The sequence below is a fragment of the Streptomyces lushanensis genome (assembly GCF_001700515.1).
Taxonomy (GTDB): domain Bacteria; phylum Actinomycetota; class Actinomycetes; order Streptomycetales; family Streptomycetaceae; genus Streptomyces; species Streptomyces lushanensis.
In genome coordinates, this window is sequence record NZ_MAUD01000235.1 from 21730 (window position 1) to 47412 (window position 25683).

General features: G+C 70.8%; 23 protein-coding genes and 1 pseudogene. 9 read left to right on the forward strand and 15 right to left on the reverse strand.

Annotated features, from left to right (window positions below):
* The first annotated feature begins 268 nt into the window (after positions 1-268).
* From egtA to egtD, 4 genes are read left to right on the forward strand one after another with little or no spacing between them, the layout of a single operon-like run.
* Positions 269-1543 carry an ergothioneine biosynthesis glutamate--cysteine ligase EgtA gene (egtA, locus tag BFF77_RS19900; RefSeq protein ID WP_066951617.1) on the forward strand — a complete coding sequence of 425 codons (1275 nt, stop codon included), beginning with the start codon at positions 269-271 and terminating at the stop codon, positions 1541-1543.
* Complete coding sequence (gene egtB, locus BFF77_RS19905; RefSeq protein ID WP_066951620.1) at positions 1540-2901, forward strand: ergothioneine biosynthesis protein EgtB; 1362 nt, start codon at positions 1540-1542, stop codon at positions 2899-2901. The genes egtA and egtB overlap by 4 nt, the downstream gene beginning before the upstream one ends.
* Complete coding sequence (gene egtC, locus BFF77_RS19910) at positions 2901-3656, forward strand: ergothioneine biosynthesis protein EgtC (protein WP_066951623.1); 756 nt, start codon at positions 2901-2903, stop codon at positions 3654-3656. The genes egtB and egtC overlap by 1 nt, the downstream gene beginning before the upstream one ends.
* Entirely contained in the window at positions 3653-4615 is a 963-nt protein-coding gene (gene egtD, locus BFF77_RS19915; RefSeq protein ID WP_066951626.1) for an L-histidine N(alpha)-methyltransferase, read from the forward strand. Before egtC ends, egtD begins: the two co-directional genes overlap by 4 nt.
* Here egtD and BFF77_RS19920 read toward each other — a convergent pair.
* From BFF77_RS19920 to BFF77_RS19955, 9 genes and pseudogenes are all read right to left on the reverse strand, one after another.
* Positions 4510-5388: a lysophospholipid acyltransferase family protein gene (locus tag BFF77_RS19920; protein WP_066951641.1), complete on the reverse strand. Its 879-nt coding sequence runs from the start codon at positions 5386-5388 to the stop codon at positions 4510-4512. The two genes, egtD and BFF77_RS19920, sit on opposite strands and share 106 nt — an antisense overlap.
* Positions 5385-6203: a GNAT family N-acetyltransferase gene (locus BFF77_RS19925; protein ID WP_066951654.1), complete on the reverse strand. Its 819-nt coding sequence runs from the start codon at positions 6201-6203 to the stop codon at positions 5385-5387. The genes BFF77_RS19920 and BFF77_RS19925 overlap by 4 nt, the downstream gene beginning before the upstream one ends.
* Positions 6204-6639: 436 nt before the next feature.
* Entirely contained in the window at positions 6640-7893 is a 1254-nt protein-coding gene (locus BFF77_RS19930) for an extracellular solute-binding protein (protein WP_066951657.1), read from the reverse strand.
* 271 nt (positions 7894-8164) lie between these two features.
* Positions 8165-9550 carry a cellulose binding domain-containing protein gene (locus BFF77_RS19935; protein WP_066951704.1) on the reverse strand — a complete coding sequence of 462 codons (1386 nt, stop codon included), beginning with the start codon at positions 9548-9550 and terminating at the stop codon, positions 8165-8167.
* A gap of 128 nt (positions 9551-9678) precedes the next feature.
* The coding region (locus BFF77_RS19940; RefSeq protein ID WP_245703601.1) for a beta-N-acetylhexosaminidase at positions 9679-10954 on the reverse strand (1276 nt) is incomplete at its 5' end.
* Between the two features lie 2 nt (positions 10955-10956).
* Positions 10957-11170 (reverse strand): annotated as a pseudogene (locus BFF77_RS36960) (glycoside hydrolase family 20 zincin-like fold domain-containing protein); the annotation flags it as partial.
* Positions 11171-11182: 12 nt separating this feature from the next.
* A complete protein-coding gene (locus tag BFF77_RS19945) occupies positions 11183-11932 on the reverse strand; it encodes an ABC transporter permease subunit (protein ID WP_107422200.1) in 750 nt (249 codons plus the stop codon).
* Between the two features lie 104 nt (positions 11933-12036).
* Positions 12037-12978: a carbohydrate ABC transporter permease gene (locus BFF77_RS19950; RefSeq protein ID WP_079125315.1), complete on the reverse strand. Its 942-nt coding sequence runs from the start codon at positions 12976-12978 to the stop codon at positions 12037-12039.
* A complete protein-coding gene (locus tag BFF77_RS19955; protein ID WP_066951666.1) occupies positions 12975-14222 on the reverse strand; it encodes an extracellular solute-binding protein in 1248 nt (415 codons plus the stop codon). Before BFF77_RS19955 ends, BFF77_RS19950 begins: the two co-directional genes overlap by 4 nt.
* Before the next feature lie 263 nt (positions 14223-14485).
* Here BFF77_RS19955 and BFF77_RS19960 point away from each other — a divergent pair, with 263 nt between their 5' ends.
* The 3 genes from BFF77_RS19960 to BFF77_RS19970 are packed head-to-tail and all read left to right on the forward strand — an operon-like array spanning position 14486 to position 16442.
* Positions 14486-15337 (forward strand): GntR family transcriptional regulator, encoded by an 852-nt coding sequence (locus BFF77_RS19960; protein ID WP_066951669.1) that lies wholly within the window; start codon positions 14486-14488, stop codon positions 15335-15337.
* A gap of 32 nt (positions 15338-15369) precedes the next feature.
* Positions 15370-16158 (forward strand): GntR family transcriptional regulator, encoded by a 789-nt coding sequence (locus tag BFF77_RS19965; protein WP_066951672.1) that lies wholly within the window; start codon positions 15370-15372, stop codon positions 16156-16158.
* Positions 16159-16217: 59 nt separating this feature from the next.
* Entirely contained in the window at positions 16218-16442 is a 225-nt protein-coding gene (locus tag BFF77_RS19970; RefSeq protein ID WP_066951714.1) for a dodecin, read from the forward strand.
* 79 nt (positions 16443-16521) lie between these two features.
* On the opposite strand, the gene BFF77_RS19975 is transcribed toward BFF77_RS19970, so the two are convergent.
* Complete coding sequence (locus BFF77_RS19975) at positions 16522-17010, reverse strand: phosphatase domain-containing protein (RefSeq protein ID WP_066951675.1); 489 nt, start codon at positions 17008-17010, stop codon at positions 16522-16524.
* A gap of 68 nt (positions 17011-17078) precedes the next feature.
* Between BFF77_RS19975 and BFF77_RS19980 the strand changes: the two genes are divergently transcribed.
* The gene (locus BFF77_RS19980) at positions 17079-18092 is read left to right on the forward strand and encodes an MsnO8 family LLM class oxidoreductase (RefSeq protein WP_066951678.1); all 1014 of its coding nucleotides are present in this window, start codon (positions 17079-17081) and stop codon (positions 18090-18092) included.
* On the opposite strand, the gene BFF77_RS19985 is transcribed toward BFF77_RS19980, so the two are convergent.
* From BFF77_RS19985 to BFF77_RS19995, 3 genes are all read right to left on the reverse strand, one after another.
* Positions 18089-18835 carry a succinate dehydrogenase/fumarate reductase iron-sulfur subunit gene (locus BFF77_RS19985; RefSeq protein WP_066951680.1) on the reverse strand — a complete coding sequence of 249 codons (747 nt, stop codon included), beginning with the start codon at positions 18833-18835 and terminating at the stop codon, positions 18089-18091. The genes BFF77_RS19980 and BFF77_RS19985 overlap by 4 nt on opposite strands.
* Entirely contained in the window at positions 18832-20805 is a 1974-nt protein-coding gene (locus BFF77_RS19990) for a fumarate reductase/succinate dehydrogenase flavoprotein subunit (protein ID WP_066951716.1), read from the reverse strand. The genes BFF77_RS19985 and BFF77_RS19990 overlap by 4 nt, the downstream gene beginning before the upstream one ends.
* Positions 20806-20894: 89 nt before the next feature.
* Complete coding sequence (locus BFF77_RS19995) at positions 20895-21605, reverse strand: succinate dehydrogenase (protein WP_079125318.1); 711 nt, start codon at positions 21603-21605, stop codon at positions 20895-20897.
* 94 nt (positions 21606-21699) lie between these two features.
* On the opposite strand from BFF77_RS19995, the gene BFF77_RS20000 reads away from it, so the two are divergent.
* Positions 21700-22698, forward strand: a complete 999-nt coding sequence (locus BFF77_RS20000) for a LysR family transcriptional regulator (protein ID WP_079125316.1) — start codon at positions 21700-21702, stop codon at positions 22696-22698.
* Here the strand turns inward: BFF77_RS20000 and BFF77_RS20005 are convergent.
* Both BFF77_RS20005 and BFF77_RS20010 read right to left on the reverse strand, forming a co-directional pair.
* A complete protein-coding gene (locus tag BFF77_RS20005; RefSeq protein WP_211280279.1) occupies positions 22668-24824 on the reverse strand; it encodes a putative bifunctional diguanylate cyclase/phosphodiesterase in 2157 nt (718 codons plus the stop codon). The genes BFF77_RS20000 and BFF77_RS20005 overlap by 31 nt on opposite strands.
* Positions 24824-25636 carry an SAM-dependent methyltransferase gene (locus tag BFF77_RS20010; protein WP_066951694.1) on the reverse strand — a complete coding sequence of 271 codons (813 nt, stop codon included), beginning with the start codon at positions 25634-25636 and terminating at the stop codon, positions 24824-24826. Before BFF77_RS20010 ends, BFF77_RS20005 begins: the two co-directional genes overlap by 1 nt.
* Positions 25637-25683: the final 47 nt, after the last annotated feature.

Below are 25683 nucleotides of genomic sequence, written 5' to 3' on the forward strand. Positions count from 1 at the left end.
GGCGAATCGGCATGTCACAGCCGCGCGGCGCGCCGCGGTCCCCATTCGGACGATCTCCCCGGATTCTTTCGCGACGCCTCGCCGCCGCGCGCTGACACGGCGAATCATGTGTGGACGGCGCCGACCGGGGCAACCGGTTTTCTGGCGAAAGTGTGTCCCCGAGGGCACTCTTGTGCGAAGCGGTGAGAGGGGTTTTAGGTTGGACGAAGCGCTCCGCCCCGAACCCGGGGTGGAGTCCGGTCTCGGTCTTCGACAGGAGGATCCGGCCATGCCACCCAACAGTTTCAGCGACGAGGGACCAGCGATCGGCGAGGACGACGCCGAGGAACTGCTCCGCGGTATCTGTTTCAAGACCGGCCCGCCCCGCACCGTGGGCGTGGAACTGGAATGGCTCGTACACGATCTGCACAGCCCCGAACAACCGGTTCCGGTCGGCCGGCTCAAGGAAGCCCTCGACGGACTGCGCGCCCTGCGCCTCAGTTCCGCACTCACCTTCGAACCCGGCGGCCAGCTCGAACTGAGCTCGGCGCCCGCCGCGTCACTGATGGAGTGCATCACCTCCGCCGACCGGGATCTGGCCCTCGTACGGTCGGCGCTCCGCCCGGCGGGACTCGCTCTCGCCGGTCTCGGACAGGATCCCTGGCACTGTCCCGACCGGCTGCTGCGCGCACCGCGCTACGACGCCATGGAAACCTATCTCGACCGGATCGGCCCGGCCGGCCGCGCCATGATGCGGACCACCGCCTCCATCCAGGTCTGTCTGGACGCCGGCCACGAGGAGCCGGGGCCGCTCGGCTACGGCCGGCGCTGGCAACTCGCCCATCTGCTGGGCGCGGTGCTGGTCGCCGCGTTCGCGAACTCACCGATGCGCGAGCGCAGACCGACCGGCTGGCGCTCCACCCGGCAGGCGCTGTGGGCCCAGCTCGACCCGGCCCGTACCACCGCGCCGGCCGCGCGGCACGAGCCGCGCGCGGGCTGGGCCGCGCTCGCCCTGGACGCACCGGTGATGTGCATCCGGGAGCCCGAGGGCCCCTGGTCCGTGCCCGAGGGACTGACCTTCCGGAACTGGATCCGGTCCGGGGCGCCCAGGCCACCGGTCCGCGCCGATCTCGACTACCACCTCACGACCCTCTTTCCGCCGGTCCGGCCGCGTGGCCATCTGGAACTGCGGATGATCGACCAGCAGCCGGGCGACGACGGCTGGATGGTGCCGCTCGCGGTCACCACCGCGCTGTTCGACGATCCCGAGGCGACGGAGACCGCCTACCGCACCGTCAAGTCGCTCGCGGAGACGGCGGGCTCGCTGCCCGCGCCGCGCAATCTGCTCTGGGTCAACGCCGCGCGGTACGGCCTGGCCGACCCCGAGCTGCATCTCGCCGCGATGGCCTGCTTCGCCGTCGCGCAGGAAGCGCTTCCGCGCATCGGTGCCACACCCGCCGTGCAGAAGGCCGTCGCCGCCTTCCACGACCGCTATGTGGTGCCCGGCCGGTGTCCCGCCGACGAACTGCGCGCCTCTTTGAACGGGAAGGACCAGAGGACATGACCGACTCCGTGGAAACCGTCGGGATACCGGCCGAACTGCTGCGCCGGCGGGCCGTCGACGCGCTGACGACCGCCCGGGACCGTACCGCGCTGCTGACCACGTGCGTCGACGACCACGATCTGACCGCGCAGCACTCCCCGCTGATGTCCCCGCTGGTCTGGGATCTGGCCCACATCGGCAACCAGGAGGAGCAGTGGCTGCTGCGGACCGTCGCGGGGCGCCCGGCGATCCGGCCCGAGATCGACTCGGTGTACGACGCCTTCGAGCATCCGCGCTCGGCGCGGCCCACCCTGCCGCTGCTGCCGCCCGCCGAGGCGCGGGCGTACGCGTCGGACGTACGGGGCCGGGTCCTGGACGTCATCGAGCGCACTCCGCTGCACGGCGGCCCGCTGCTGGACGCGGCCTTCGCGTTCGGCATGATCGCCCAGCACGAGCAGCAGCACGACGAGACCATGCTCATCACCCATCAGCTGCGCCAAGGCCCGGCCGCGCTGACCGCGCCCCCGCCGCCCGCCGGTGACGCGACGGGACTGCCCGCCGAAGTGCTCGTCCCCGCCGGGCCCTTCACCATGGGCACCTCCACCGAGCCCTGGGCGCTGGACAACGAGCGGCCGGCCCATCAGCGGCTGGTGCCCGCGTTCCTCATCGACACCGTGCCGGTGACCAATGGCGCCTACCTCCACTTCATCGAGGACGGCGGATACACGGACGAACGCTGGTGGGCTCCGCAGGGCTGGGCCCAGATCCGTGAACACGGCATCGGCGCGCCGCTGTTCTGGCGGCGCGAGGGCGGTCAGTGGCTGCGCCGCCGCTTCGGCGTGGTGGAGCCGGTGCCCCTGGACGAGCCGGTGCTCCATGTGAGCTGGTACGAGGCCGACGCGTACGCCCGCTGGGCCGGGCGGCGGCTGCCGACCGAGGAGGAGTGGGAGAAGGCCGCCCGGCACGATCCCGTCTCGGGCCGGTCGCTGCGCCATCCGTGGGGCGACGGGGAGGCCACCGCGGAGCGGGCCAATCTCGGCCAGCGCCACCTTCGGCCGGCGCCCGTCGGCAGCTATCCGCAGGGCGCGTCACCGCTGGGTGTACGGCAGTTGATCGGCGATGTCTGGGAGTGGACGTCCAGCGACTTCCTGCCCTACCCGGGCTTCGCCCCCTTCCCGTACCGCGAGTACTCCGAGGTGTTCTTCGGCAGCGCGCACAAGGTGCTGCGAGGCGGATCGTTCGCGGTGGACCCGGTCGCCTGCCGGGGCACGTTCCGCAACTGGGACCTGCCGGTGCGGCGCCAGATCTTCTCCGGCTTCCGCACCGCCCGCACGGCCGATGGCGCGGGGTCCGCCGGCGGCAGATCCAAGGAATCCTGATGTGCCGTCAGATCGCTTACCTGGGACCGCCGGTGGCGCTCGGCGAGGTGCTTGTGGCGCCTCCCCACGGGCTCCACCGGCAGTCCTGGGCGCCGCGCCACCAGCGGTACGGGACCGTCAACGCCGACGGTTTCGGGGTGGGCTGGTACGCCGAGGGCGATCCGGTCCCGGCCCGCTACAGGCGCGCGCTGCCGATCTGGGCCGACCTCGGCTTCACCGATCTGGCGCGGGTGATCCGTACCGGCGCCCTGCTCGCCGCGGTCCGTGACGCCACGGTGCCGGGCGCGGACGGCGAGGCGGCGGCGGCGCCGTTCGCCGACGGGCCCTGGCTGTTCGGCCACAACGGCTCGGTCGACGGCTGGCCGGGCAGTGTCACCGCGCCTGCCGCGGCGCTGCCCGCGGCCGAGCTGCTCGCCCTGCCCGCCCGCAGTGATTCCGCGCTGCTGTGGGCGCTGGTGCTGCACCGGCTGCGGGCCGGGGACGAACTCGGCCAGGCGCTGGCCGACACCGTTCTCGACGTCGCGGCGGCGGCGCCCGCGTCCCGGCTGAATCTGCTGCTCACCGACGGCACCCGGATCGCGGCGACCACCTGGGGCGACACCCTCTGGTACCGCACCGGGCCCGGCGACCGCACGGTGGTCGCGTCGGAGCCCTACGACGACGATCCGCGCTGGCGCGCGGTCCCCGACCGCACCCTGCTGGTGGCGACCCGCGCCGATGTTCTGCTCACCCCCCTCAAGGAGCCACCCGCGTGAGCCCGTTCGAGCTGACCCGCACCCTGCCCGAGGACGCCACCGGCGCCGCGTTGCGCGCCGATGTGCTCCAGGGCCTGACCCGTACCCCCAAGACACTGCCGCCCAAGTGGTTCTACGACAGCCGCGGCAGCGAACTGTTCGAGGAGATCACCCGGCTCCCCGAGTACTACCCGACCCGCGCCGAGCGGGAGATCCTGCTCGCGCGCGGATCCGAGATCGCTGCGCGGACCCGGGCGCGCACCCTGGTCGAGCTGGGCTCGGGATCGTCCGACAAGACCCGTCATCTGCTCGACGAGCTGACCGCGCTCCAGCTCTACGTGCCCGTCGACGTGAGCGGGAGCGCGCTGACCGGCGCCGCCCGGTCGCTGCTCGCCGAGCGGCCCGGACTCCGGGTGCACGCGCTGATCGCCGACTTCACGGCCGGGCTGGCGCTGCCCGCGACTCCCGGTCCCCGGCTGGTCGCGTTCCTCGGCGGCACGATCGGCAATCTGCTGCCCGCAGAGCGCGCGGTGTTCCTGGCGTCGGTCCGCGCGCTGCTGGCGCCGGGCGACGCGCTGCTCCTCGGCACGGATCTGGTCAAGGACGAGTCCGTACTGGTCAGGGCGTACGACGACGCCGCCGGAGTGACAGCCGCGTTCAACAAGAACGTCCTCTCCGTCATCGACCGTGAGCTGGGCGCGGACTTCGATCCACGCGACTTCGGCCATGTGGCGCTCTGGGACGCGGAGAACGAGTGGATCGAGATGCGGCTGCGGGCCCGCCGGGCCCTGACCGTGAAAATCCCCGAACTGGATCTGGTGGTGCACTTCCAGGCCGGTGAGGAGGTACGGACGGAGGTGTCGGCGAAGTTCCGTCAGGACGGCGTACGGACGGAACTCTCGGCCGCCGGGATGGAGCTGACACGCTGGTGGACCGATGAGGCGGGGCGGTTCGCGCTCTCGCTCGCGACGGCGGTCTGACCGGCCCGGGAGAGCGCACGGCGGTCGGTGTGGCGGCCGGCGGGGATCACCGGCAGGAGCGTGATCTCCGCCGTCAGCCCGCCGGCCGTCACCACCCGCCAGAGCGAGACCCCCAGCGAGTCCCTGCCGATGAAGGCCGGCGCGCCGGACGGCTCCCCACCGGGGCCGCGATAGGTGAGCCGTACGGGCCGGACATCGGCCTCCGCGTCCAGCGCGGCCTGGAAGACGGCGGTGGTGAACCGGCCGTGCTCCTGGCCGCACCAGGTGCAGCCCTCGGGAAAGACGATCACCCGGGAGCCCTCGCGCATCGCCGTGGCCAGGGTCCGTACGGTGCCGGGCAGTGCCCGCAGCCGCTCGCGCTCCACGAAGACCGTGCCGCCCTGGGTCGCCATCGCGCCCAGCACCGGCCAGCCGCGTATCTCGCTCTTGGCCAGGTTCCGCCCGGGGAAGACGGCCGCGATCAGCGGGATGTCCAGCCACGAGATGTGGTTGGAGACGACCAGGAATCCGTCGCCGCGCGGGGGCGCCGGATCGCCCACCACACGCAGGCGCAGACCGAAGCTCCGGACCACCGAGCGCGCCCAGAGCCTGGTCAGCCGGTCCCGGTGCGCCCCGCGCAGCAGCGAGACGAGCGGAGTGAGCAGCACCCCGGCGAGGACGAGGGGGATGCCCACCAGCAGCCGGGCGACCGCGGTGAGTGTGCCGACGGCCGGTCCGCTGTGGGTCACGCACTCCGGCGAGACGCAGGGCGCGGTGGGCAGCCAGACGCTCATGCCGACGGAACGAGGGAGAGGAAGTGCCGCAGATAGCGCGGGTTGGTGCGCTTCATCGACAGCAGGACATAGAGGTCGGCGCAGTCGAAGTCCGGGTCGTGCGCCGGCGCGCCGCAGACCCAGGCGCCGAGCCGCAGATAACCGCGCAGCAGCGGCGGCAGTTCGGCGGCCGAGGCGGCGGCGACCGTGCTGGTTGCGGCATCCGGGGTCCACAGGCGGTGCGGGGTGACCCAGTACTCCTCGGGCGCGAGGTGCTTGGTCTTCACGGTGCTCCACGTGGAGGCGGCCAGGGCGCCGCCGTCCGCGAGCGGGATCGAGCAGCAGCCCGCCAGCCAGTTGTGGCCCGTGGTGGTCATGTAGCGGGCGAGTCCAGCCCAGATGAGGGCGATCACACCGCCGGTGCGGTGCAGCGGGTGGACGCAGGAACGGCCGACCTCGACCAGGTCGTCCCGGATCGGGCCCAGCCGGGAGAGGTCGAACTCGCTGTCGGAGTAGATGCGTCCCGCGGCCCTGGCCCGGTCGGGCGGCAGCAGCCGGTACGTGCCGACCACCTCGCCGGTGGCTTCCTCGCGGACCAGCAGGTGGTCGCAGTACGCGTCGAACTCGTCGATGTCCAGACCGGGCTCGGGCCCGTCGATCCGGGCACCCAGCTCTCCGGCGAAGACGAGGTGGCGCAGTCGCTGCGCGGCCCGTACGTCCTCCTGGTTACGGGCGAGGGAGACCACATAGCGCGTCTCGGTGTCGGCGGGAGCGGAAACGCCGACGGGCGAGGGAGCCGGAACGGTCGTGAGCGGAGCTGGTGCGATGGCGGACATGGCTGTCTCCTGTGCCGGTGGGGAAGGCGGCTGCCGGAGTCCGTCGCTCGCGCGGCGGGTCCGGCACCTTGTTTCTTCCGTGACCGACTGGATTTGACATGACCACACGGCGGAGTGTGGATGTGAGACGGTTGAATGGCCGGGATTGGGAGGACAGCGGAAGGTCTTCTTCCGCACCCCGTCCGGTGTCCTGTTTCCATCTCCGGACGCCTCTTGGGCGCCTCCTCGTAACCTACCGGTACCGTCCCACGACGGGGAAACCGGCGGGGCCACGGCGGCCGTGGCGGGCCGGGAGCGTGCCGGAGCGCGGCGGGCATGGGTCGGGTACGGCCCGGGAGCGGGCCGGCCGGAGCGCGGCGAGCGTGATGCGGCCTGAGCGCCGGGGCCGCTTCGGCCCGAGTGCCGGGACCGGCCCAGCCCGGGCACCGGGGCCGGTTCAGCCGGAGACCAGAGCCGCGGTGATGTGCTCGGAGGCCTCCTTCGCGGACTTCCGCGGGTCCCGGCCCTCCAGCACGGCCGTCATGTAGGGCTTGATCGGATTGTCCGCCTCGACGCTCGCCCACTGCGGCGAGTTGGGCGTGGCCCGTCCTCCGGCCGCCCCCGCCGCCATCGCGGCCGTGCCCTCGTCGCCACCGATCACCTTGGCGAGCGTGACCTTGTTCGGCACATAGCTCATCGTTCTCGCGAGATCCGTCTGCCACTTCTCGCCCGCCAGTGCCTTGACGACCTCGACGGCGGCCGAGTGGTGACCGGAGTTCTTCGGCACGATCAGATCGGAACCGCCGGTGAAGACACGGCCGGGCTTGTCGGACGACTTGCCCGGTATCGGGAAGAAGCCGAGCTTTCCCTTCAGCTCCGGGTTCTGCTCCTCGATGAGCCGCGCCGAGCCGGGCGTGGAGATGATCTGGGCGACATCGCCCTTGGCGAAGACGTCCGCCTGCGGAGGCTTGGCCTCGTCGGAGTTCTTGGGTCCTCCACCGAGCGACTGGAGGTCCTTGTAGAAGGACATGCCCTTGAGCGCGGCGGGCGAGTCGAGCACGCCCTGCCACTCGCCTCCCGTCTCGACGGCCAGCTCGCCGCCCTCGTCCCAGATGAAGCCGGCGAGGGTGTACCAGTCCTGGCCCGCGAGATAGATGCCCTGGTTGCCCCCGCGGTTGAGCTCCTCGGTGTCGGCGAGCCATGCCTCACGGGTCTTGGGAGGCTCGTCGATCCCGGCGAGCGCGAACAGATCCTTGTTGTAGATCACGACGCGGTTGGCCGCGTACCACGGGATACCGAACTGCGCGCCGTTGATACTGCCCGGCTCGGCGAGGCCGGGCAGCCAGTCCTCGCTGCCCAGGTCCCTCACCGACTCCAGCGTCAGGTCCCGCAGATTCCCGCTCTCCGCGTACTGGGCGACCTGGGTGTTGCCGACCTCGATGACATCCGGTGCGTCCTCGCCGTCCAGCGCGGTCAGCACCTTCTCGCCGATCCCGGTCCACTCCTGGATCTTGATGTCCAGTTCGACAGAGGGGTGTTCGTCCTCGTAGTCGGCCACGAAGCGGTCGAGGAAGGCGTCCGAGACGCTGTCCTTCATCAGCCAGACGGTCACCGTGGTGGAGCCGCCGCCTCCGCCCGGCATCATTCCGCAGCCGCCGAGCGCGACAGAGGAGACAAGGGCTACGGAACAGGCGAGACAACGGTTCTTCACGTAGGTCAACCTTCTGGCGTGGACAGCACGAAAAGGGAGCCCGGCGTGGGGGGCGAACAGCGTTCGCACGGGTGTGTGGGATTTTGGTATGGACCAAGGGGAGGGTCAAGTCCCACAAGGAGACGGAGAGGGACGGGCGCCTGAACGACACCCGTCCCCGTGATGGCCCGGCCCGGCGCGCGGGTCCGGTGTACCGCCGGCCTGCCGCCCGCGCGCGGTGCGGCGTTCCACCGGCGCACGGTCCGTCAGGCAACGCCGGTGCCCGGTCCCGTCACTGGGTGCCCGGCACCGTGTCCTCGAAGGTGGTGCCCGCCGCACGGTAGGCGTTGACCTTCGCGCCGACCTGAGCCGGGGTCAGTACCTGGTCCTTGACGTGCAGGACGTAGTCGACCTTCTGGTCGTACGCCCGCGGTGCGGTGCTCGTCTGGCCGGCCAGGTCGATCAGCCACTGGTTGAAGTTGATCGACATGGGCCGCTCGGGCAGATAGCGCGCGTCGTGCGTGCCGAAGGTCTGCCCGTCGACGTAGTAGGTGATGGCGTTGTTGTCGATGGTGACCACGAGGTCGTGCCAGCCCGCGTAGCTGATCCGGGACTCCGAGTGCTGGTTGACGGCCTCCCAGGGGTCGGGCCGGTAGGTCTCCCAGGACGTGGTGTAGAGGATGTTGGCGGGCTCGCCCCAGCCGCCGTTCGGCAGATACTCGAAGTCGTACTCCGCGTAGTCGTCCGCCATCGGGGCCTTGAGGTCGTTGATGGTGAAGAAGGTCTGTACGAGACGGTCGCCGTCCGGGCCCGACTTCGGGGTGTCGGTGAACCTCACCCGGGCCGCGTAGGTGCCGTTCTTGAACTTCGTCGCCCTGGTGAGGACCTCGGTCTGCTCGGTCGTACCGCTCGTGCCCGCGGTGGAGGTCTCCAGATTCATGATCGAGTTCGTCCCCTCCTTGGCGAAGGTGACGTTCTCGGGCGCCCAGGTCGCGCCCGGCACCCCGGGTCCGCCGGAGTTGGCGCGCACGCTCCAGCCGTGGGAGCCGAGCGCGGGATCGGTGTACGAGGTGTAGTTGAAGTCGTCGAAGAGCGCGGTACCCCCGGTGGGCGGGTCGGTCGGAGGATCGGTGGGCGGGTTCGTCGGGCCGCCCGGGTCGTTGCCCGCCGGAGCGGTGCCCCAGACGAGTGCGCCGCCCACCGTGGCGGTGGCCTTCGTCCAGTCGCCGTAGGCGGTCTGCGAGGGACCGAAGGAGTAGTCGTCGCTCTGGTTGAGCGCGGCCCAGTTGGAGCGGTAGAAGCGCAGTTGCATGTCACCGCTGTCGGCGCCCGGCGCGAGGGAGCCCGCGCCCGCGGTGAAACCGATCTCCAGATAGCGGTCGGCGGTGGCGGTGGGACTGGCGAGGGTGCCGAAGGTGCCGGTGATGTTGGCGCAGCCCTTCACCGCCCAGGAGCAGGCGAAGGTGTACGAGGCGCCCGCGTCGGCCTTGAAGTAGTAGCGGATCTTGACCGTGCCGAGGGAGACGGCCGAGCCCGAGGCGTTGACCACCTTGAACCAGGGCTCGGCCTGGTCGGAGCCGGTGGAGCTCTGACGGTACTGGACCTTCAGCGACGGGTCGGCGGCGGCGGCCGGCAGCGCGGTGAGCGCGGCGCAGCCGAGTCCGGCCGCCAGGCCCATGGCGACGGCGGTCCGTATCCCGGCGCGGCGGGCGCGGCGCGTGCCGCTCGCCGACGCGGGGTCCGTGGACGGGACGGTGTCGGCCGGTGGGGCGGTGCCCATGGGTGCGGTGGTGTTCTCCTGTGCGGTCATCGACCGGTTTCCTCTCCTGGTGGGGGACCGAGCGGGGTGTGGTGCGGCACATGGTGTGCCAGGTCGTGCGGGAGGCGGCTCGGCACGCGGAGCGCGTCGAGCCGGGTTCGGTGGTGGATCAGCCGCCGCTGGAAGCCCGGCCAGTCCCGGTGCGGCGACCAGGCGGTCTCGGCGAGCGCGCAGAGCCGCGGGAACGCCAGGTACTCGGCGTGCGCGGCGGTGGGCACGTACTCGCTCCAGAGCTGTGCCTGGGTGCCCAGGACGCGGGCGGCGGCGGCCGGTTCCCAGGCGGCGGGCACGGGTTCCAGGTCGTACACATCGCGCAGGGACACCACGCCGCCCGGCTGACCCGGCGGTTCGTGGGGACCGTCGCTCTGCGGATAGTCGAGATAGGTGGAGCGGTACGGTGCCATGATCACGTCCTGGCCCCGGCGCGCGGCGGTGAGCCCGTGCTCGGCGGCCCGCCAGGGCACGGCGGTGAAGCCGACGGGCAGATCGCTCCCCGACTCGGTCCAGCCCAGCGGCCGTCGGCCCCTCTCGGTGAGAAAGCCGCCGACGCGCGCCATGAACCAGCCGTGCAGCGCCTCGGGTCCGGGGAGCCCCTCGGCCGCGGCGCGCCGGCGCGCGTCGGACGAGCGCTCCCACTCGGTGGTGGGGCACTCCTCCCCGCCCACATGCACATGCGGCGACGGAAAGGTCTCCATGACCTCGTCCAGGACGCCGCGGCAGAAGTCGAGCACCTGGTCATGGACGCCGAGGACGTTCTCGCAGACACCCCAGCGGTCCCACACGGTGAGTCTGCGCGAGGGCTCGTTGCCGAGTTCGGGATACGCGGCGAGCGCGGCCCGCGCGTGACCGGGCATCTCGATCTCCGGTACGACGGTGACACCGCGGGCGGCGGCGTAGGCCACGAGGGCGCTGAGCTCCTGACGGGTGTAGGCGCCGCCGTGCGGTTCGCCGCCCACCTCGGTGAGCTTCGGATACGCGGCGACGGGCATCCGCCAGCCCTGGTCGTCGGTGAGATGGAGATGCAGCACATTGAGCTTGTGCAGGGCGAGCAGATCGGTGAACCGGCGCAGGAAGGAGACCGGCCGGAAGCGCCGGGCCACATCGAGCATCGCGCCGCGCCAGGCGAACCGTGGTACGTCCGTGATCTGTACGCAGGGCAGCGACCACTCCGTACCGCGCGCCGGTTCGTCCGACAGCGCCTGCGGCGGCAGGAGCTGACGGAGCGTCTGGACGCCACGCAGCAGCCCCGTCCGGCCGCCGGCGNNCGCCGGCGCACGGCAGCGGCAGCCCGGTGGCAGGAGCGAGCAGCGTACGGAGCAGGGCGGCGGCGTCCTCGGCGCCGCCGGGGGCCGCGCGTATCGCGGTGTGTTCGTCGAGTGTGAACTTCCCTGGAAGCGGCGCCAGTTGGGAGGGCCGGGGCACGATCTGGAGTCCGGCGCGGTGTGCGGCGGTCGTGAGGGGGGTCGTGGGGGTGGTCATGGCGGTGGTCTCCTATCCCTTGACGGCGCCGCTGGTCATCCCGGAGGCGACCCGTCCCTGAAGGACGAGGAAGAGCACCAGGACGGGCAGGGCGAAGAGAGTGGAGGCGGCCATCGTGGCGCCCCAGTCGGTGCCGAAGACATTGGAGAACGAGGACAGCCAGACCGGCAGGGTGCGGTCGTCCTGGTTCTTGATGATCAGCATGTTGGCGAAGGCGAACTCGTTCCAGGCGGTGATGAATCCGAAGAGCGAGGTGGCGAGCAGCCCGGGTGCGAGCAGCGGCAGGGTGATCCGGCGGAAGGCGGCCGCTCGGGTGCAGCCGTCGACCTGGGCCGCCTCCTCCAGCTCGACCGGGATGGCGGTGAGGAAGCCGCGCAGGGTCACGATGGTGAAGGGCAGGGTGATCATGAAGTAGATCAGGGTGAGCATCGACAGCTTGTCGAGCATGTCGGTGTCCCGGGCGATGACATACATCGGGATCAACAGCGCTTCCCAGGGCGCCACTTGCGCGATGAAGACCATGAGGATGAAGCCTCTGCGGCCCTTCCAGCGCAGCCGGGCCACGGCGAACGCGGCACCGAGGGCGACGATCAGCGCGAGCAGCACACAACTGGCCGTGACGGCGAGGCTGTTGCGCCAGAAGAGCCAGAATCCGTCCGCCTGGACTGCCTTGGTGAAGTGGTCGAGGGTGACCGAGGTCGGCAGGAACAGCGGTGTCTGCGACTGGATGTCCTGGGTCGGCTTGAAGGCGGTCAGCACCATCCAGTAGACGGGGAAGACGGAGAGGACGAAGACCAGCAGCGCCGCCGCGTGCAGCGGGAGCCGGCGTATCCGGGCATGGGTGACCGGGCTCGCGGAGGTCCGGTTCACAGCTCGCCCTCCTGCCGGAACATCTGGCGGAGGTGGACGACCAGCACCGCGACGAGCAGCAGCACGGTGAGGGTGGAGACCGCCGCTCCCAGGTCGTAGCGGTGCAGGGACTGCGCGACGCGGTAGGCGTAGACGGGCAGTGTGGTGGTGGCGTCGCCCGGGCCGCCCTTGCTGATCGCCCAGATCTGCGCGAAGCACCGGAAGACCCAGATGACTTCGAGACAGAGCACCAGCGCGAAGAGCGGTCGCAGCATGGGCAGGGTCACGGAGCGGAAGATCCGGGCCGCGCCCGCGCCGTCGAGCCGCGCCGACTCGTACAGCTCGGCGGGGACGGTGAGCAGGGCCGCGTGCAGGGTGATGGCGGCGAACGGGACGGACTGCCAGACGACGAGCAGGACCAGGATGACAAAGGTGGAGCTGCCGTTCGCGAACCAGGAGTAGTTCTCGTACGACTCGAAGCCGAGCCGTACGAGCAGCCAGTTGACCACGCCGAGCCGGGACGAGAACAGCCACTGGAAGACGGTGGTGGTGGCGATGACCGGGCTGGCCCAGGCGAGCACCAGACCGCTCATGACCAGCAGCCGCGTCCGCCGGCCGAGATGCTGGAGCATCAGCGCGACGAGCGTGGCGAGCACCATGATCAGGACCACGTTGACCGCGGTCCACCAGAAGGTCCGCCGTACGACCTCCCAGAACACGGTGTCGTCCAGGATCTCCCGGTAGTTGGCGAGCCCGGCGAACGGAGCGCCGCCGCGGATGAGTTCGCCCATTCCGTAGGTCTGGAAGGAGATGACCAGATTGCGGACCAGCGGATAGAGGAGCAGATACGCGGTGCCGAGCACGGTGGGCGCGATCAGGAGATACGGCCACAGCGCCCCGGGGGTCCGGGCCGCGCGCTCGGCCCCGGGTGTGCGGCGGGCCCCGGCTGCCGCGGTCATGAGCCGAGCGTCTTGGTGATGCTGTCGGACGCTTCCTTCGCGGCCTTCGCGGGATCGGTTCCGGTGAGCGCCGCGGTCATGTACTGCTTGATCGGGTTGGTCGCCTCGACGGCGGCCCACTGCGGCGAGTTGGGAGTCGCGCGGCCCCGCGCGGCGCCCGCGGCCATCGCCGCGGTGCCCTCACTGCCCCGGACGGCGCCCGCGAGCGAGGTCCTGTTGGGAACATAGCTCATGGTCTTCGCCATGTCGGTCTGCCAGGTGTCGCCCGCGAGCGCCTTGATCACCTGATAGGCGGCGTCCTGGTGGGCGGAGGCCTCCGGGACGATCAGATCGGAGCCGCCGGTGAAGACCGCGCCCGGTTCGCCCGCCGTCCTGCCCGGTACCGGGAAGAAGCCGATCTTCCCCTTCAGCGCGGGATTGGCCTCCTCGATGATCTTGGCTCCGCCGGGTACGGAGATGATCTGGGCGACATCGCCCTTGGCGAAGACCTCCGCCTGCGGCGGTTTGGCCTCGTCGGAGTCCTTGGGCCCCTTGCCGAGAGCCTGGAGGCGGCGGTAGAAGTCCATCCCGGCGAGCGCCTGAGGTGTGTCCAGCGCACCCTTCCAGGTGTCGCCGGAGCGCACGGCGAGATCGCCGCCCTGGTCCCAGATGAAGCCGGCCAGGGTGTACCAGTTCTGGCCCGGCAGATAGATGCCCTGGATCCGGCCCTTGTCGAGCTTCGCGGTGTCCGCGAGCCAGTCGTCCTGGGTGGCGGGCGGCGAGGTGATCCCGGCCCGGGCGAAGTGGTCCTTGTGGTAGAGGACGACCCGGTTGGCCGCGTACCAGGGAATGCCGTACTGCTTGCCGTCGATCTTCCCCGGCTCCGCGAGTCCCGGCAGCCAGTCCGCGCCGGACAGGTCCTCCGTACGGTCGGTGAGATCCTTGACGCCGCCGCTGGCGGCGTACTGGGCGACCTGGGTGTTGCCGACCTCGATGACATCGGGCGCGTCGGTGGAGGCGAGGGCCGCGGTGACCTTCTCGCCGATGCCGTCCCACTCCTGGATCTGGACGTCCAGGTCGATGTCCTTGTGCCGCCGCTCGAAGTCCTCGCTGAACCGGGTGAGGAAGTCCTCGGTGACGCTGTCCTTCATGATCCAGACAGTGAGCCTCTCCGGTCCTTCGGCGCTGTCGGAGGAGGAGCCGCACGCACTGACGGCCAGGGTCGCCGCGAGCGCTGCGGCGCCGGCGATGAAGCGGATCTTCACGGGCCACCTCGATAGGGATTTACCAATTGGTCAACTGGTAAGGTGTGTGCCCAGAAGGTGGCATGGACCAATGTCGGCGTCAAGCCCCTGGAAAGCAGGCGCTGTTCGGAGGCACCGCCCGCAGACACTGTGCACAGATCCTCCGAGCCGCCCGCAGCGAACGCACCGTTCGCTTGGTTACGATGGTGTTTACCAGTTGACCAGTCGGGGTCATACCAGGGTCATCGGGGACAGAATCACGAAGGACGGAAGAGGTCATGCCCATGGGGAGCGGCGCGTCGGGTGGCTCGTCAGGTGCCGTACTCAAACGTGAGCGCGTACGAGAATATCTGCTCGGCCTGATCGAGGCGGGCAGCGCGGGCGACGCGATCCCGTCCGAGCGCACCCTCTGCGCCGAACTCGGCGTCTCCCGGCCGACCCTGCGCACCGCGGTGGACGAACTCGTCGCCACCGGGCAGCTCGTCCGTGAACACGGCCGGGGCATGTTCGTCGCACCCGCGAAGATCACTCAGGAACTCACGCCCGAGGACACGGCGTTCGTCGTTCCCAGGGCCTCCGGCACCTGGTCCAGCAGCGTCCTGGAGCGCACCACGTTCCAGGCCGGCGCCCGGATCGGCCGCAAGCTGCGGGTCTCGCCCGCCACGGAGCTGATCTACATCGCCCGGCTCCGGCTCGTCGACGGCTCGCCCATCGCCATCGAGCATCTCCACATCCCCGCCGAACTCGCCCCCGCCCTCACTCCGCAGGAGCTGGAGTCGGGCGAACTGTACGACCATCTGAGGGAGCATCATCAGCTCTACGTCCACGAGGCCACCCAGTCCATCGAGCCGACGGTGGTCAGCGAGTCCGAGGCGGCGGTACTGCGTGTCCCGGTGCTCTCCCCCGCCCTGCTCATCGAACGCCTGACCCTCGACACCTCGGGCCGTCCCGTCGAGTACGTCCACTCCCTCTACCGGGGCGACCGCTACCGGATCGTCTCCCGGCTGGCCCTGGGCACCCGGCCGTCCCATCCCCGCCCCCGTCCGCGCCCCGACGGCCACCATCCGGGCATTCCGCCGGGCGACTTCGCCCACGACGGCATCATCACCTCGTCCACCACCGGTGATGCATACTGACCGCAGCTTCCGACGGCTCACCGGGAGGGCCCGTGCGCGACACCCGTTCCCCTCACCCGGTGCTCAAGCGGGAGCGGGTACGGGAGCATCTGCTCGGGCTGGTCGACGCCCGCGGGCCCGGCGACGCGATCCCGTCCGAGCGCACGCTCTGCGCCGAGCTGGGCGTGTCGCGGCCCACGCTGCGCGCGGCGGTGGACGAGCTGGTCGCCACCGGGCTGCTGGTCCGTGAACACGGGCGCGGCATGTTCGTCGCACCCGCGAAGATCACTCAGGAGCTGGTCGCCGAGGACCGCTCCGCCCTGGCCCCACGGGCGCCGGGCGCGTGGTCGGCCCGGGTGCTGGAGTTCCGTACGGTGCGCGCGGGCGCGCGGGTCGGGCGCAGGCTGGGGCTCCCGCCCGCCGCCGAGGTCGTCCATGTGGCCCGGCTGCGGCTCGTGGACGGCGGGGCCGTGGCCCTGGAGTATCTGCATCTGCCCGCCGAGCTGGTCCCGGGACTGACACCGGCGCGGATGGAGTCCGGGTTCTACGCGTATCTGCGCGAGGAGCGGCGGATCACGCCGGCCGAGGCCGTGCAGTCGATCGAGCCGACGGTGCTGAGCGAGGACGAGGCGGAGCTGCTCGGGGTACCGGTGTTCTCACCGGCGCTGCTGTTCGACCGGATCACCTCGGACGCGTCGGGCCGGCCCGTGGAATACGTGCGCTCCCTCTACCGGGGCGACCGCTACCGGATCGTCTCCCGGCTGGCCCTGGGCACCGCGGCGGAGGACCGTCCGGCGCCGGACGCCTCGCGGAGCGCCGCGTGGTGGGGCACGGTGGAGTGAGAACCGTGGCGTACGACGTACGGACGCGTGCCGGGGCGTACGAGGAGAAGGGCAGGCCCATGTCCCACCACACCCATCACACCTACCGGGTCACCGAGATCGTCGGCACGTCCCACGAGGGGATCGACGACGCCATCCGCAATGGCATCGGCCGTGCGGCGCAGACCTTGCGCGGTCTCGACTGGTTCGAGATGACGGAGGTACGCGGCCATATCGTCGACGGCGACATCGAGCACTTCCAGGTCGGGCTGAAGGTCGGGTTCCGCCTCGAAGACGACGAGTGAACGCGGACGAAGCACGGACGGACGGTGCGGTGCGCTGACGGAGGGTGCGCCGACGGGCGGGGAAGCGCGGCCGGTCGGCTCAGGTCCGTCCCTCACGCTCCTGCCCGTCCCTCAGCGCCTGTGACGTACTGGCCCAGCGGGCGCGTACGACGCGGAAGCCCGCGCGTTGTGCCGCCGCGCAGACCAGTTCGTCGTCGTCCACCAGCATCCGGATCTCACGGTCGCCGCTCAGCCGGCGCAGGACCTCCAGCTTGGTCGTACGGGCGGGCCTGCGGTCGTCGTCACGGCGCATCCAGATCCGGCCCCCGGGCAGACCGTGCTCGGCCAGCCAGGCCACGGTGTCCGCGCGGCAGCGCTCGGGCCGGCCGGTCAGATAGACGACCTCGCACTCCCCGGCGGCCTCCAGCGCCAGCCGTACGCCCTCGGCCAGCGGCGCGTCCCGCCCGGCCGCGCCGAAGAACCCGGCCCAGTCACGAGGCGCCCGCTCCAGGAAGTGCTGGCGGTGGCCGGTCTCCGCGAGTGTTCCGTCCAGGTCGAACACGGCCAGCGGCCTGCTGTTACGGGGCATGCCGACCAGCCTAGGTGCTGTCCCGGGGACCCTGGGAATCCTGGCGCGGGCCGGGCGTTGAAAGGTGTGTGAGCATCCTGGCCGGCATCCCGTTCTCCGTACTCGACCGCTCCCGTACCCGGCAGGGCCAGGACGGGCCGACGGCGCTGCGCGACACCGTGCGGTTCGCGCGGCGGATCGAGGCGCTCGGCTACCACCGGTTCTGGGTCTCCGAGCACCACAGCGTGCCGGGAGTCGCCGGGTCCGCGCCGACCGTCCTCGCGGCGGCCGTCGCCGCCGCGACCTCGACGATCCGCGTCGGCACCGGCGGTGTGATGCTGCCCAATCATCAACCCCTCGTCGTCGCCGAGCAGTTCGGAGTGCTGGAGTCGCTGTTCCCGGGCCGGATCGACATGGGGCTCGGCCGTTCCGTGGGCTTCACCGACGGGATACGCGCGGCCCTCGGCCGGGACAAGCGGGACGCCGAGGACTTCGCCGGACAGCTCGCCGAACTGCTCGGCTACTTCACCGCAACCCAGACCGCGCACCCCCGGGTCCACGCCCACCCCGCCGAGGGCCTGCGCGTTCCCGCCTTCGTCCTGGCCACCGGCAAGGGCGCACAGGTCGCGGCCGGAGCCGGACTGCCACTGGTCATCGCGGCGGTACGCGGCGAGGACGCGATGCTGCGCGCGATCGACACGTACCGCGAGGACTTCCGCCCGTCCGTCTGGAGCGAGCGCCCCCATGTCGTGCTCTCCGGCACGGTCGCGGTCGCGGCCACCACCGAGGAGGCCCGCCGGCTGCTCCTCCCGGAGGCCTGGTCCACGGCGTACTCCCGCACACACGGGGTCTTCCCGCCGCTCGTGCCCGTCGACACGGTCCTCACCACCACCATGACCACCCGCGAGCACACCCTCTTCGAGGCAGCCCACCGCGACCAGCTCCACGGCACGGCGGACGAGGTGACGGCGGCCCTGGAGAAACTCCTCACCCGCACCGCGGCGGACGAGTTCCTGGTCACCACCAGCACCTACGACACCGTCTCCTTGCTGAACTCGTACGAGCGCCTGGCGGCCCTGCTGGGGCTCAGCGGCGCGGGCTAGCGCGCCACCTTGCGCGTCGCCCTCAGCCATTCCCTGTTCATCGCGGTGATCGAGGGGAGCGGGATGCCCTTCGGGCAGGCCGTGGCGCATTCGCCGGTGAGGGTGCAGCCGCCGAAGCCTTCCTCGTCCATGGCGGCGACCATGTCGAGGACGCGGGTCTCGCGTTCGGGGGCGCCCTGGGGGAGGACGTTGAGGTGGTTGACCTTGGCCGAGGTGAAGAGCATCGCCGAGCCGTTGGGGCAGGCCGCGACGCAGGCGCCGCAGCCGATGCATTCGGCGTGTTCGAAGGCGAAGTCGGCGTCGGGTTTGGGGACGGGGGTGGCGTGGGCTTCGGGCGCGGAGCCCGTCGGGGCGGTGATGTAGCCGCCCGCGCCGATGATCCGGTCGAAGGACGAGCGGTCCACCACCAGGTCCTTGACCACCGGGAAGGCCCCGGCCCGCCAGGGCTCGACGTCGATGGTGTCGCCGTCCTCGAAGTGCCGCATGTGGAGCTGGCAGGTGGTGGTGCGCTCGGGGCCGTGGGCATCGCCGTTGATGACCACGCCGCACGCGCCGCAGATGCCCTCACGGCAGTCGTGGTCGAAGGCGACCGGTTCGTCGCCCTTGAGGATCAGCTCCTCGTTGAGCGTGTCGAGCATCTCCAGGAAGGACATGTCCTCGGAGATGCCGTCGACGGCGTAGGTGACCATGGCACCGGGGGTGTCGGCGTCCGGCTGGCGCCAGACGCGCAGGGTGAGCCTCATGCGTAGCTCCGCTGGGTGGGGTGGACGTACTCGAAGACGAGGTCTTCCCTGTGCAGGACGGGCGCGGTGCCGGTGCCGGTGAACTCCCAGGCCGCCGCGTACGAGAACTCCCCGTCACGCCGCGCCGCCTCACCGCCCTCGGTCTGCGACTCCTCACGGAAGTGGCCTCCGCAGGACTCGGCGCGGTGCAGCGCGTCGAGGCACATCAGCTCGGCCAGTTCCAGGTAGTCGACCACGCGATTGGCCTTCTCCAGCGACTGGTTGAGCTGTTCGCCGGTGCCCGGCACCTTGATCCGCCGCCAGAACTCCTCGCGGATCTGCGGGATCCGGTCGAGCGCCTTGCGCAGCCCCTGCTCGTTCCGTGCCATGCCGCAGTGGTCCCAGAGCAGTTCGCCGATCTCCTTGTGGAACGAGTCGGGCGTACGGTCGCCGTCGACGGCGAGCAGCAGCCGCAGCCGGTCCTCGGTCTCGGCGACGGCCTCGGCGACCACCGGGTGGGAATCGTCGATCCCGTCGTGGTGCGGATTGCGGGCGAGGTAGTCGTTGATGGTGGACGGCAGGACGAAGTAGCCGTCGGCGAGGCCCTGCATCAGCGCGGACGCGCCGAGCCGGTTGGCGCCGTGGTCGGAGAAGTTGGCCTCGCCGATCGCGAACAGACCGGGCACGGTGGTCTGGAGGTCGTAGTCGACCCAGAGTCCGCCCATCGTGTAGTGGATCGCCGGATAGATCCGCATCGGCACCTCGTAGGGATCCTCGGCGGTGATCCGCTCGTACATCTCGAAGAGATTGCCGTACCTCTCCTCGACGGCCTTGCGGCCGAGCCGGGCGATGGCGTCGGCGAAGTCCAGATAGACGCCCTGGCCGCCGGGGCCGACCCCGCGCCCTTCGTCGCAGACGTTCTTCGCGGCCCGCGAGGCGATGTCGCGCGGCACGAGATTGCCGAAGGAGGGATAGATCCGCTCCAGGTAGTAGTCCCGCTCGTCCTCCGGGATCTCGGCCGGCGGGCGCCGGTCACCGGCCGTCAGCGGCACCCAGATACGGCCGTCGTTGCGCAGCGACTCGCTCATCAGCGTCAGCTTGGACTGATGCTCTCCGGAGCGCGGGACACAGGTCGGATGGATCTGGGTGAAGCAGGGATTGGCGAAGAGGGCGCCGCGCCGGTGTGCCCGCCAGACGGCGGTGGCGTTGCTGTTCTTGGCGTTGGTCGAGAGATGGAAGACATTGCCGTAGCCACCGGACGCGAGGACGACCGCGTCGGCGAAGTACGTGGAGACCTCGCCGCTGATCAGATCGCGGGCCACGATGCCGCGGGCCCGTCCGTCGACCACGATCAGGTCGAGCATCTCGGTTCGGGGACGCATCTCGACGGCGCCGGCCGCGATCTGCCGGGACAGCGCCTGGTAGGCGCCGAGGAGCAGTTGCTGGCCCGTCTGGCCGCGCGCGTAGAACGTACGGGAGACCTGGACTCCGCCGAAGGAGCGGGTGTCGAGGAGTCCGCCGTACTCGCGGGCGAAGGGCACACCCTGGGCGACGCACTGGTCGATGATCTCGACGGAGACCTCGGCGAGCCGGTGCACATTGGACTCACGGGCGCGGAAGTCGCCGCCCTTGACGGTGTCGTAGAAGAGCCGCTGGACGGAGTCGCCGTCGTTGCGGTAGTTCTTCGCCGCGTTGATCCCGCCCTGTGCGGCGATGGAGTGGGCGCGGCGCGGCGAGTCCTGGTAGCAGAACTGGACGACGTGATAGCCCTGTTCGGCGAGTGTCGCGCCCGCCGCGCCGCCCGCGAGGCCGGTACCGACGACGATCACGGTGTGCTTGCGGCGGTTGGCGGGATTCACCAGCTTCGCCTCGAAGCGGCGCCGGTTCCAGCGCTCGGCGACGGGCCCGTCCGGCGCCCGGGTGTCGGCGATCGGCTCCCCGAGGGTGTACGCGGCGTAGTCGAAGTGGGCGGAGTGGGCGGTCCTGTTCATGCTCGGCTCATCCCTGTCCTTGGTGTCCGTGGCGTCCGTGAAGTCCGTGGAGTCCGTCCCGTCCGTGCTGTCCGCGGTGTTTTCCATGGTCAGCCCACCACTCCGGTCATCACGGCGACGGGTATGGAGATGAAGCCCGCGGTGAGCGCGAACGCCAGCACCGCGGCGGAGGTCCTCAGGGCGCGTTCACGGGCGGCGCCGCCCACACCGAGCGTCTGGGCCGCGCTCCAGAAGCCGTGCAGGATGTGCAGGCCGAGCGCGAGCATCGCGACGATGTAGACCACGTTTCCGTACCAGGTGGAGAAGGTGTCCACGACGTTCTGGTACGGATGGCCGGGCTGGAAGCCTCCGGGATGCGCGGTACCGGTCGTCAGGTCGAGGATGTGCCAGACGATGAACAGGGCGAGGATGACCCCGCCCCAGCGCATGGTGCGGGTGGCGTACGTGGCGCGCGCCCGCTTGTGCGCGTAGCCGACCGGGCGGGCCGCGCGGTCACGGCGGCTGAGCTGGTACGCGCAGACCGCGTGCAGCACCACGGCCGCGACCAGCACCACCCGGAGGATCCAGAGCGCCCACTCGTGGTGCAGGACCGGTTCGCCCAGGGTCCGCAGCCAGTGCGCGTATCCGTTGAACTCCGGTGCCCCGAAGAAGATCTTGAGATTGCCGAGCATGTGCGCGACCAGATAGCCGAGCATGATCAGGCCGCTCACGGCCATGACCGTCTTCTTCCCGATCGTCGATCCCCAGAGGGTGCGGGTCATGGACGGCCGTTGGTCCGTCCCCCGCGTCGCCAGCGCCATGTACAGCACGCTAGGCCGCCGCCGCCCAGTGGTCCAAGACATGGTCCGGCTGATCTCCATAGCCAGTGGCTATCGTAGGGTCTACCCTGGCCCTGTGCAGTTCCAGCAGCTTCTCTACTTCGTGGCCGTCGCCGAGACCAGGCACTTCACCCGCGCCGCGGAACGGGTCCATGTGTCGCAGCCCTCCCTCTCGCAGCAGATCAGAGCGCTGGAGAAGGAGCTGGGCGCCGAGCTGTTCAGCCGCGCCCGGGGCAATGTGGCCCTCACCGACGCGGGCGAGGCGCTGCTGCCGCTCGCCCGGCGCATCCTCGCCGACACCGAGACAGCCCGGCACGAGGTGCAGGAGCTGGTGCAGCTCCGGCGCGGCCGGGTCAGGCTGGGCGCGACCCCCAGTGTGTGCACGGGCCTGCTGCCCGATGTGCTGCGCGCCTTCCACGATCTGCACCCGGGCATCGAGCTGCTGATCGAGGAGAGCGGTTCGCACGATCTCGTACGGGAGCTGGCGCGCGGCGCGCTGGATCTGGCGCTGGTGGTCATGCCGCTGCCGGCCGCGTCCCCGGCACTGACCACGGTGGAGCTGCTGCACGAGGATCTGGTCGTGGTCTCGTCGGCCGCCGCCCCGGCACCGCGCCGCCCGCTGAGGATCACCGATCTGGAGGGCGAGCCGCTGGTGATGTTCCGGCACGGCTACGACCTGCGCGAGCTGACGGTGGCGGCCTGCCGGGCCGCCGGATTCGAGCCGTCGTTCACCGTGGAGGGCGGCGAGATGGACGCGGTCCTCGGTTTCGTACGGGCCGGTCTCGGTATGGCGGTCGTACCGAGCATGGTGGCCGGGCGGGCGCGCGATCTACGGGTCACCGCCCTGGCCAGGCCGGGACTGCGCCGTACGATCGCGCTCGCCCACCGCAGCGATGTCGCGCCGCCGCGCGCCGCCCGTGAGCTCCAGCGGGTGCTGCTGGCCACCCGGGCCGCGGCCCAGGAAGGAGCCAGGACCGCGGAAGGAACCCGGACCGCGGGAGCCGCGGCCCCGGGAAGGACCGGGGCCGCGGCTGTCACGCACGGTCAGACCGCGTCCGCCAGCGACAGCTCGTGAAGCTGCTCCGGCGGCCCGGGTCTGGCGTAGTACCAGCCCTGCGCGGTGTCGCAGCCGAGCCGGCGCAGATGCTCCGCCTGCGCTCCGGTCTCCACGCCCTCCACCGTGACGGCCAGCTCCAGGCTGTGCGCGAGCGACACGATCCCTTCGACGATCTTCAGATCGACCGGGTCCGCCGGATGCTGCTGCATCCCCTGGGTGAAGGAACGGTCCAGCTTGAGCACGCTCACCGGCAGCCGGCGCAGATTGGCGAGATTCGAGTAGCCGGTCCCGAAGTCGTCCAGCGCGATGTCGACGCCCATCTCGGCGAGCTGGCGCAGCGGCTTGAGCAGATCCTCGTCGGCCCCGATCAGCCCCGACTCGGTGACCTCCAGGCAGAGTGAGCCGGGCGGCAGACCGATGCGCTCCAGCACCTCCACCGTGTCGGAGACCAGGCCCGGGTGGTGGAGCTGGGTCGGGGAGAGGTTCACATTGATCCGCAGCGGTCCGCCGAGTGCCCCGGCGGGCAGTGTCTGCTGCCAGAACATGGCCTGCCGTACGGACTGTTCCAGCACCCAGCGGCCGAGCGGCACGATCAGCCCGGTGTGCTCGGCGAGCGGGATGAACCGGTCGGGCCCGAGCACTCCGTGCTGCGGATGCGACCAGCGCACCAGCGCCTCCGCGCCGTACACGGAGCCGTCGTCGAGATGGACGAGCGGCTGGTACTCGATGAAGAACTCACCGCGCTCCAGGGCCGCCGGCAGCGCGGTGGTCAGCCCGTGCCGGGTGATGGCGCGGGCATCGGCCTCCGGATCGGCCAGCTCGTAGCGGTTGCCGCCCGCCGCCTTGGCCCGGTACATGGTGATGTCCGCGCTGCGCAGCACCTCCGCGGGGCTGTGCTCGGCGGCGGGTCCCTCCACGATGCCGATGCTGCCGCGTACGGTGAACTCCCGGCCGTCGAGCAGGATCGGCGTGGCCAGTGCGCCGAGGATCCGCGAGGCGAGATCGGCCACACCGCGCTGGGTGTCGGGGCCCGTGGTCAGCGCCACGAACTCGTCGCCGCCGAGCCGGGCCACCATCTCGCCGGGCGCCGTGGCACAGCTCTGGAGCCGGTCCGCGACCTCGACGAGCAGCCGGTCCCCGGACGCGTGGCCGAGGCTGTCGTTGATCGCCTTGAAGCCGTCGAGATCGAGATAGCAGAGACCGAAGCGGGTGCTTCCGGCGGCGGAGAGCGTCTTGTCGAGACGCTCGAAGAACAGGGTCCGGTTGGGCAGCCCGGTCAGGGCGTCATGGGTGGCCTCGTACCGCAGCCGCAGATTGAGCAGCCGCCGCTCGGTGGTGTCCTCCATCAGCGCCAGCTGGTACTGCGGCGCGCCCTCGGCGTCCCGGAGCAGCGAGACCGTCAGATTGGTCCAGAGCACGGTGCCGTCGTTGCGGTAGAACGGCTTCTCGACCCTGAAGTTCTCCCGCTCACCGCGCACGAGTTCGCCGTACATCCGCCAGACGTGCGGCACGTCCTCGGGATGGACCCACTCACTGACGTTCCTGCTGCGGACATGGTGTTCCAGTCCGCCGAACATCTCGGTGAGGGTCTCGTTGACCTCCAGCACATTGCCTTCGAGGTCGGCGATGCCGATACCGACGGCCGCGCCGTCGAAGACCGCGCGGAACCGGGTCTCGGTGGCGTGCAGCGCCTCCTCGGCATGGCTGCGGGCGGCGAGCGCGGAGCGCGCGATGGCCTCCTGCTCGGCGAGGGTGCGCTCGCGCAGGGCCTGGGCGAAGCCCGCGGCGAGGGAGTGCTGGAGCCGGGCGCAGCGGGCCCGGCCCTCCTCTACCGGCAGGTCCTCCGTACCGCAGTACAGGACCAGATAGGAGTCGATGACGCCCAGCGTCCGGGTGAGGGCCTCGGGGTCGGTGCAGTGCGCCATGACCAGTTCGGCGCCGACATGTGCCGCGGGCGCGGTGTCGAACGGGCGCGCGTGCAGCGCGTCCGTCAGCTTCCTGGCCAGCGGGATCAGATGGGTCTCGAACTCGGGGCGGGTCAGCGGTGTCGCCGTGGCCGGGAAGACGGCCCGGCTCCAGATGGTCGCGAACCGCCTCAGTCTGTCCTCCAGGCCGTCCGGGTCCGCGGGCTCCGACGGGACCATCACGCTTTGCGTCCTACGCCGGCGATGCCCGAGTAGGCATACGGGTCCTCCTGGGCCTCCGGGCAGTCCGGCCGCCACTCGGGCATGAACACCAGGCCGGGCTCGACCAGTTCGAAGCCGTCGAAGAAACGGGCGGTCTCCGCGCGTGACCGCATCACCAGCGGATTGCGGATGTCCCGGTAGACGCCGACCGTGCCCTCCGCCTGCTCAGGACCGAGCGGCAGACGGTCGGACGAGGCGTGGGTGAGGACGAGCAGGCTGCCGGGCGCGAGCGCGTCACGCAGCTCGGCCACCGCGCCGTACGGATCGTCCTCGTCCTCCAGGAAGTGCAGCACGGCGACGAGCAGCAGTGCCACGGGCCGGGCCGGATCGAGCAGTTGGAGCACCTCGGGACTGGCGAGTATCTGACCGGGCTTGCGCAGGTCGGCATTCACGATCGCGGCGTTGCGGTTCCCGTCGAGAACGGCCCGGCTGTGGGCGACGGCGACCGGGTCGTGATCGACATAGACCACCCGGGCTTCGGGGTTCGCGGTCTGGGCGACTTCATGGACATTTCCGAAGGTGGGAATACCGGAACCGATGTCGAGAAACTGCGAGATGCCTTCGTTCAGGGCGAATTCCACCGCACGGCGCATGAACGCCCGATTCGCCTTCATGATCTTGGGAAGCCCCGGCATGAACTCCATTGCCTTGCGCGCGGCTTCCCTGTCCACCTCGAAATTGTGCGAACCGCCCAGATAGTAGTCATAAATGCGGGACACGCTCGGCATCGATATGTCGATGCCTCGCGGAGCCCAGGCGGGACGCTCCATCGATGTCTCCAACAAGTCGCCACGGATCGCGGCCAGGTACCTGGCCG

Excerpts from the sequence above, each read along its gene's own strand:
- egtA (WP_066951617.1), top strand. The coding sequence starts at position 269 with ATGCCACCCAACAGTTTCAGCGACGAGGGACCAGCGATCGGCGAGGAC.
- egtB (WP_066951620.1), top strand. The coding sequence starts at position 1,540 with ATGACCGACTCCGTGGAAACCGTCGGGATACCGGCCGAACTGCTGCGC.
- egtC (WP_066951623.1), top strand. The coding sequence starts at position 2,901 with ATGTGCCGTCAGATCGCTTACCTGGGACCGCCGGTGGCGCTCGGCGAG.
- BFF77_RS19920 (WP_066951641.1), bottom strand. The coding sequence starts at position 5,388 with ATGAGCGTCTGGCTGCCCACCGCGCCCTGCGTCTCGCCGGAGTGCGTG.
- BFF77_RS19925 (WP_066951654.1), bottom strand. The coding sequence starts at position 6,203 with ATGTCCGCCATCGCACCAGCTCCGCTCACGACCGTTCCGGCTCCCTCG.
- BFF77_RS19935 (WP_066951704.1), bottom strand. The coding sequence starts at position 9,550 with ATGGGCCTGGCGGCCGGACTCGGCTGCGCCGCGCTCACCGCGCTGCCG.
- BFF77_RS19945 (WP_107422200.1), bottom strand. The coding sequence starts at position 11,932 with ATGGTGCTGACCGCCTTCAAGCCGACCCAGGACATCCAGTCGCAGACA.
- BFF77_RS19950 (WP_079125315.1), bottom strand. The coding sequence starts at position 12,978 with ATGACCGCGGCAGCCGGGGCCCGCCGCACACCCGGGGCCGAGCGCGCG.
- BFF77_RS19960 (WP_066951669.1), top strand. The coding sequence starts at position 14,486 with ATGGGGAGCGGCGCGTCGGGTGGCTCGTCAGGTGCCGTACTCAAACGT.
- BFF77_RS19970 (WP_066951714.1), top strand. The coding sequence starts at position 16,218 with ATGTCCCACCACACCCATCACACCTACCGGGTCACCGAGATCGTCGGC.
- BFF77_RS19975 (WP_066951675.1), bottom strand. The coding sequence starts at position 17,010 with ATGCCCCGTAACAGCAGGCCGCTGGCCGTGTTCGACCTGGACGGAACA.
- BFF77_RS19985 (WP_066951680.1), bottom strand. The coding sequence starts at position 18,835 with ATGAGGCTCACCCTGCGCGTCTGGCGCCAGCCGGACGCCGACACCCCC.
- BFF77_RS19990 (WP_066951716.1), bottom strand. The coding sequence starts at position 20,805 with ATGAACAGGACCGCCCACTCCGCCCACTTCGACTACGCCGCGTACACC.
- BFF77_RS19995 (WP_079125318.1), bottom strand. The coding sequence starts at position 21,605 with ATGGCGCTGGCGACGCGGGGGACGGACCAACGGCCGTCCATGACCCGC.
- BFF77_RS20005 (WP_211280279.1), bottom strand. The coding sequence starts at position 24,824 with ATGGTCCCGTCGGAGCCCGCGGACCCGGACGGCCTGGAGGACAGACTG.
- BFF77_RS20010 (WP_066951694.1), bottom strand. The coding sequence starts at position 25,636 with ATGGAGCGTCCCGCCTGGGCTCCGCGAGGCATCGACATATCGATGCCG.